The 2036-nt window shown below is 61.1% G+C and carries 2 protein-coding genes; both read right to left on the minus strand.

Annotation, left to right across the window (positions count from 1 at the left end):
• The coding region (gene pilV / locus ACZ4Z4_RS38195) for a shufflon system plasmid conjugative transfer pilus tip adhesin PilV (protein ID WP_468338482.1) at window positions 1-998 on the minus strand (998 nt) is incomplete at its 3' end.
• Window positions 995-1972: an ATPase, T2SS/T4P/T4SS family gene (locus tag ACZ4Z4_RS38200; protein WP_009684382.1), complete on the minus strand. Its 978-nt coding sequence runs from the start codon at window positions 1970-1972 to the stop codon at window positions 995-997. The genes ACZ4Z4_RS38200 and pilV, both read right to left, overlap by 4 nt.
• Between the last annotated feature and the right edge of the window lie 64 nt (window positions 1973-2036).

A 2036-nucleotide genomic window follows, 5' to 3' on the forward strand; every position in this document is an offset into this window, starting at 1 on the left:
ACTCCGTTGAGCTGGAGGTACTCCCCTACTTCGGTCCTCCCTTCCGAGGTCAACTTGCCCCCGCGCATCTCGCCGGCGGTGTAGACGTTCTTGTTTGCATACGAGCGCACCCAGGTCGGATCGCTCATATACCAACCGCCGACCCATTTCTCGTTGTACCAACCACTATCCCCGCGAGTACGGAACCACCCACCGGTATAGGTCTCCCCGGTAATGTCAGCCGTCTGCCCCTTGATCGTGCCGCCGACGGTTGCGTTGCCGGCGACGGCAGCGTTCCCGGTGATGTTTGCTGTAGTAGCGTTCACCGTGCCGGTGTTGTTGAGGTTGTTGCCTCCCATGTCGATCGAGGTGTTCATCCGGTTCACTTCGGGGTGACCCGCTACCGAGTTTCGATACAGGTAGTCGTTGGTAAGGGCGCCGTCGTCGAAAAACAGAGCGGTCGCCAAGTGCCCTGCCCCCGGGGAAACGCCGTAGGACGCCAGCGGCACGCCCCACCCTCCAAACGAGCCCTCCACCCGGGCTGTGTCGACGTTCGAGACATAGCCGCCGCGAGCGCCCACCTGCTTGGCAATCCGACGAATGCTGGTCTCGGAAATGGTTTCACCGCCGGTGGTGACAACCAGCGTCTGCAGCTTATTCGGCGTCGGCTCGATCGCCAGTACCCTGTAGGCCTGGCCGAAGCTGTTCAGGTCGGCGACGCTCGTCTCCAGGTACCCGGTGTTCTTCAACATCGTCGTGGTAATCGTCGCCGGCGTAGTCGGCCCTGCAGCCGCAACGACCGCGGCGTAGTTGTCCTTGATATAGGCTGCAGCCGCGTCGGAAATGATTTTCTGGTGATCGGCAGTGGTCTGCGCGGCCATGTTGTCCGCGTGATCGAACATCGCCTGGGCACCGATCCCGAGGGCGGAGATCACCAGAATCAGCACCACGATCATTTCGATCGCGGCAAAGCCCTGCTGCTTCTTCGCACCCCGCAATACCCTGCCTCTCGCCTTCATGTTCTCGTCCCTCCAAATAGGTTTTCGGTGCTCCACGAGGCCTGCCGGAGCTGTTGTTCGATGTCTTGGTGCAACTGGCCAAACTCGCCCTTCCGGATCTTGGCCCGGATCCCGGTATCGCCTGCGCCAATGGAGAGCGTCTTGACCATCAGTCGACCAGGCTGACCAGGCTGCCGTTTGATGGTCTGCCAGATGACTGCACTCAGACCGTCGGCAAGCAGGTCGTTGTTGTTCGGCAGCTCCGCGCACCAGGTCGAGATCCTCGACAGAGCATCAGGAATGTCACGACCGTGTATGGTCGCGATGACCAAGCGACCATTGGTACTCGCGGTGACTGCCTCGACGCCGGCGGCCGTGTCCCTAATCTCACCAATGAGGATCAGGTCCGCACTGGCTCGCATCGTTTTGATGAGGTGCTCGCGGTATCCACCAGCCTTTCGCGACGCCGGCACTTGGATACAACGGCCAGGACCATGCAGCCCGTTCAGAGGCGTTTCCGGCGGATCCTCAATCGCGATAGCGACGCCGCCATGAATCATCAGGCGCTCCACCACGAGAGATGCTGCAGAGGTCGTCTTGCCGACCCCCATCTCACCAGCGAAAAGGATCAGCCCCCGCGTCCCCTTATCGAGCAGGAGCTTTACCGCGTGCGGAGGCAGGCCCAGAGTCGCGAAGCGGCGGATCTCCGCCTCCGGTCGCCGAATGAAAAAGACGTTGCTGTTGGTCACGTCGGTCATCTGGGTGACCCGCAGCATCGTACCCTCGTGGATCACCGCAAACTCGGACTCACCATGCGTGGCGTAGCCCTCCATGCACTTCTGGCGAAGTGCATGAATAAGCTCCTGCATGCTGTCTGGCACAGGGATCCGGGGCGCATGCGCCCCGGCCACCTGTTTCATGTCGCTGTAGCCCTCACCAATGTAGAGATCGATCCAGCCGAACTCTTTAGGCGAATGGTTTTCTGGGCCGCTCATACCCCTCCCTTACTGCCACCGGCAGATTAGGTGTTGCTCGCCCAGGTGAGGGAGTGGCTGGTGG

The sequence above is a fragment of the Streptomyces sp. NPDC030245 genome, assembly GCF_055572995.1.

What these genes read in the sequence shown, in the direction of transcription:
- ACZ4Z4_RS38200 (WP_009684382.1), bottom strand. Translation starts at nt 1,972, where the DNA reads ATGAGCGGCCCAGAAAACCATTCGCCTAAAGAGTTCGGCTGGATCGAT.